Origin of the sequence: Nostoc sp. 2RC (genome assembly GCF_014222165.1) — a bacterium.
In the GTDB taxonomy this organism is placed as follows: Bacteria; Cyanobacteriota; Cyanobacteriia; order Cyanobacteriales; family Nostocaceae; genus Nostoc; species Nostoc linckia.
This window is the reverse complement of the sequence record NZ_JACKZU010000580.1, coordinates 1-3,111: the sequence shown is the minus strand read 5'-3', so window position 1 is coordinate 3,111 and position 3,111 is coordinate 1. Positions and strand designations below refer to the sequence as shown.

General features: G+C 36.5%; 2 protein-coding genes. One reads left to right on the top strand and one right to left on the bottom strand.

All coding sequences use genetic code 11. The features are described 5' to 3' along the window. Nucleotides 1-75: 75 nt before the first annotated feature. Complete coding sequence (locus tag GNE10_RS33350; protein ID WP_185570332.1) at nucleotides 76-2,118, bottom strand: tetratricopeptide repeat protein; 2,043 nt, start codon at nucleotides 2,116-2,118, stop codon at nucleotides 76-78. A gap of 515 nt (nucleotides 2,119-2,633) precedes the next feature. Here GNE10_RS33350 and GNE10_RS33345 point away from each other — a divergent pair. Next, the gene (locus GNE10_RS33345) at nucleotides 2,634-2,894 is read left to right on the top strand and encodes a hypothetical protein (protein WP_099072688.1); all 261 of its coding nucleotides are present in this window, start codon (nucleotides 2,634-2,636) and stop codon (nucleotides 2,892-2,894) included. Nucleotides 2,895-3,111: the final 217 nt, after the last annotated feature.

Genomic DNA, 3,111 nt, shown 5'->3' with positions numbered 1-3,111 from the left:
GGGGGATAGGGGGAAAAGGAATAAATTTAATCTTTCCCCTTTCCCCTTTCCCAATGCCCCATGCCCAATGCCCAATCAACCCTTTAACGAAATTAATTGCTGAAAACGTTGGTCTTGGGCGATATCATCAAAATCTAGGTCGGTTGCGGCTTCTTGTTTGTATCTGGGATTTATTTCGATTGCTTGTTGCAGGCTTGTTAAAGATAGTTCTATTTGTCTTTGGAGTGCGTAACAAGCTGCTTTGTTGTAGTAGGCTCTGGCATAATCTGGTTTAATTTCTAATGCTTTATTAAAACTGACGATCGCTTCGTCGTCGCGTCCTAATCTCACTAGGGTATAGCCGTATTTGTCCCAAATTTTAGGAGAATTCGGTTGCAGTTCTAGGGCTTTTTCTAAAGATGGAATTGCTTGTTCGTATTGTTCTAAGGCTATTAGGGAAAGACTGCGATTTAACCAAGCAACTGCATCGTCTGGTTTTATTTGTGTAGCTTTATCAAATGAGTCAAAGGCTTGTTGATGTTGTTGTAAGTAACCAAAAGCAACGCCGCGATCGCACCACGCTTGATGATATTCCGGTTGAATTTCAATGGCGCGATCGTAGGAAGCAATGGCATCTTCGTAGCGTTTTAATCTTGTGAGAGTTAAACCGCATTTTAACCAAATAATTGGGTCATTAGGTTGGGTTTTTACTGCTTGGTTGTAAATGACGATGGCATCTTGATAAAGTTTTTCAGAAAATAGTGCATCTGCTTGTTTTATATATTCTTCAGCCGTGAATTTTGGTTGTGGTGGCTGTTGTGGGTTTGTTTCTTCAACTTCCTTAGAAATGGATGTCGATGTCATTTCTGTTAATTTTTGCAGAATGATATCTTTTCTTTGTTGGGCATCTGATTGTAATTCTGATAATTGGGAAACAAATTCTGTTTCTAACTTTTCTAGTTTCTCTAAAAGCAGAATTTTTTGTTGTTGGGCGTTGACTTGTAATTCTGAAAATTGCGAACTAAATTCATAACCAGATTTTTGTAAATTCTCAATGATTGATTCTTGAGATTTTTGGGTTTCTACTTCTAATTGGGATAGGCGATCGCTAAATTCTGATTGTAATACTATTAAGCTTTCTAAAATTTTATTTTTTTGCTCTTGAGCATCCCCTTGGAGTTGCGATATTTGAAATTTAAATTCATTATCTAACTTTTCCCAAGTCACATTTTTTTGCTGTTGAATATCTATTTCTAAATTGGATAATTGAGAAACAAATTCTGACTGCAATTTAGTTAAACTCTCAAGAATGATATCCTTTTGTTGTTGAGTATCAGATTGCCATCCAGATAATTGAGATGTAAATTCAGATTTGGATAATTCTAAATCGGCTGCTGCTAATTCTTGCTGTTGTTGGATAACCGATTTAAAATTGGATAGTTCTTCAGATAAACTACTTGCCAATTTTTCCATATTTTCCAGCGCTAAATCTTTTCGTTGTTGAGCTTCCAATTCTAAATTAGATAGCGCCACAGCAAATTTTGACTCTAAAGATAATATATTTTCTTGAGATTTTTGAATTTCTGATTCTAAGCGATTTAATATTTGTGTTTTAATTAAATTTATCTCAGATGTCACAAGAGACACATTTTCTGATTGATTTTTAACTTTTTTTTGCAGAGCAGTGGTTTCTTCTTCTAGGTCATAATTAATTTTTTGAACTTCTTGAATCAAGTTTTCTGTATCTTGTTTAACAGTAGTTAGCTGACTTTGTAATTTTTCTACCCCATCTAATTGTTGCATTGCACGCTCAACAATTTCACGGATAATCGCTCGTCGCAATAGCCAAAGTAAAGCAATAATCGCTAAGGGAAATAAACTTAAGATAACTAGCCAGATATTGATTAAAATAGTTGTACGGCTAAAAGCACTCTTCAAATCAGATTGAACTTGCTTTTCAGCTCGTAATCGCGTTAATTCTTCGCGTTCCTGATTTGATAACACCGCAGCAGGAGTTGTGGCTGGTTTGGATAATGGCGCAGATTGTCCACTGGCGATACTAGCAGATAGTAGTAAAGGTGAGAAGATAATAGCGCTTTTTACAAATAAAGCGAAAACAGCTTGATTTTTCGTCTTCATAACAACCATCTCAATCTTTTGGTCAATTCTTGAAGCGGCGTGCCTCTCTCCAATCTATAACAAAATGAAGTAGTAATCTGGTGAAATATACTAAAGGATAGGCATTAAGTCGATTCTGTCATACCTGATATCTCAGTAACTACCTCTTTTGGGATATTTAATTTTTTACAATATCTACTGACAACTGATACAGTTTTTGATGAGGCTGCGCCAGATACTAGATTTTTTGACGTTGCATAATTGCGGGATGATTTGAGAATTTACATCAAGACATAATCCCCGTGTCTTTGCGTCCCCACCTGAGCCTCAATCATCCCATTATTCAGCAACGCCGATTTTTTCAACGCATAGGCGCTTGTTTACCAGATGCTACGCGTAGCTTGCTTCTCCGTAGGAGTACGCCTTCCCACAGGATAAGTACGCCGAAGTGAATTCACTCTATCTACACATAAAAATTAAACTGGATTACTATAATATTTTCGGAATTCTTCTTTAATTAAAAAAGGCGGTAGAAAATGGGTCGCATTAATCCTTTTACACTGCAAATGCAGATTACCCGAATGTTTGAGCAGGGACAATCATTCTTTGCCACAACCAAAGTGCAAGAATGGTTGAAAGAACGCCAACACAATCCACTAGATTATGATATTATTTTCCATCAAAAACCTGCGCCTCCTGGTTCCAAACAAGTGATAGCGGTGGAAATTGAATTACGCCGCAAAGATGGACAACCAGTAGATCCTTGGTTGCAAGAACAAGCCAACCTTCATGCGTGAGACAATTTTGAATTTTAGATTTTGGATTGTAGACAAAATGTAGGGTGTGTTACGCCGAAGGCTAACGCACCCCACTTATCACAGTTTTGGTGATATTTAGACACAATTGAGGTAGAGAGTAGGGACTGGTGTAGTTCAATTACTTGAAAAAAACTGTAAGATTTCCTTTATCAATAATTTCTGAATTTATAAAATTTACACTATCTTAAAATAATAC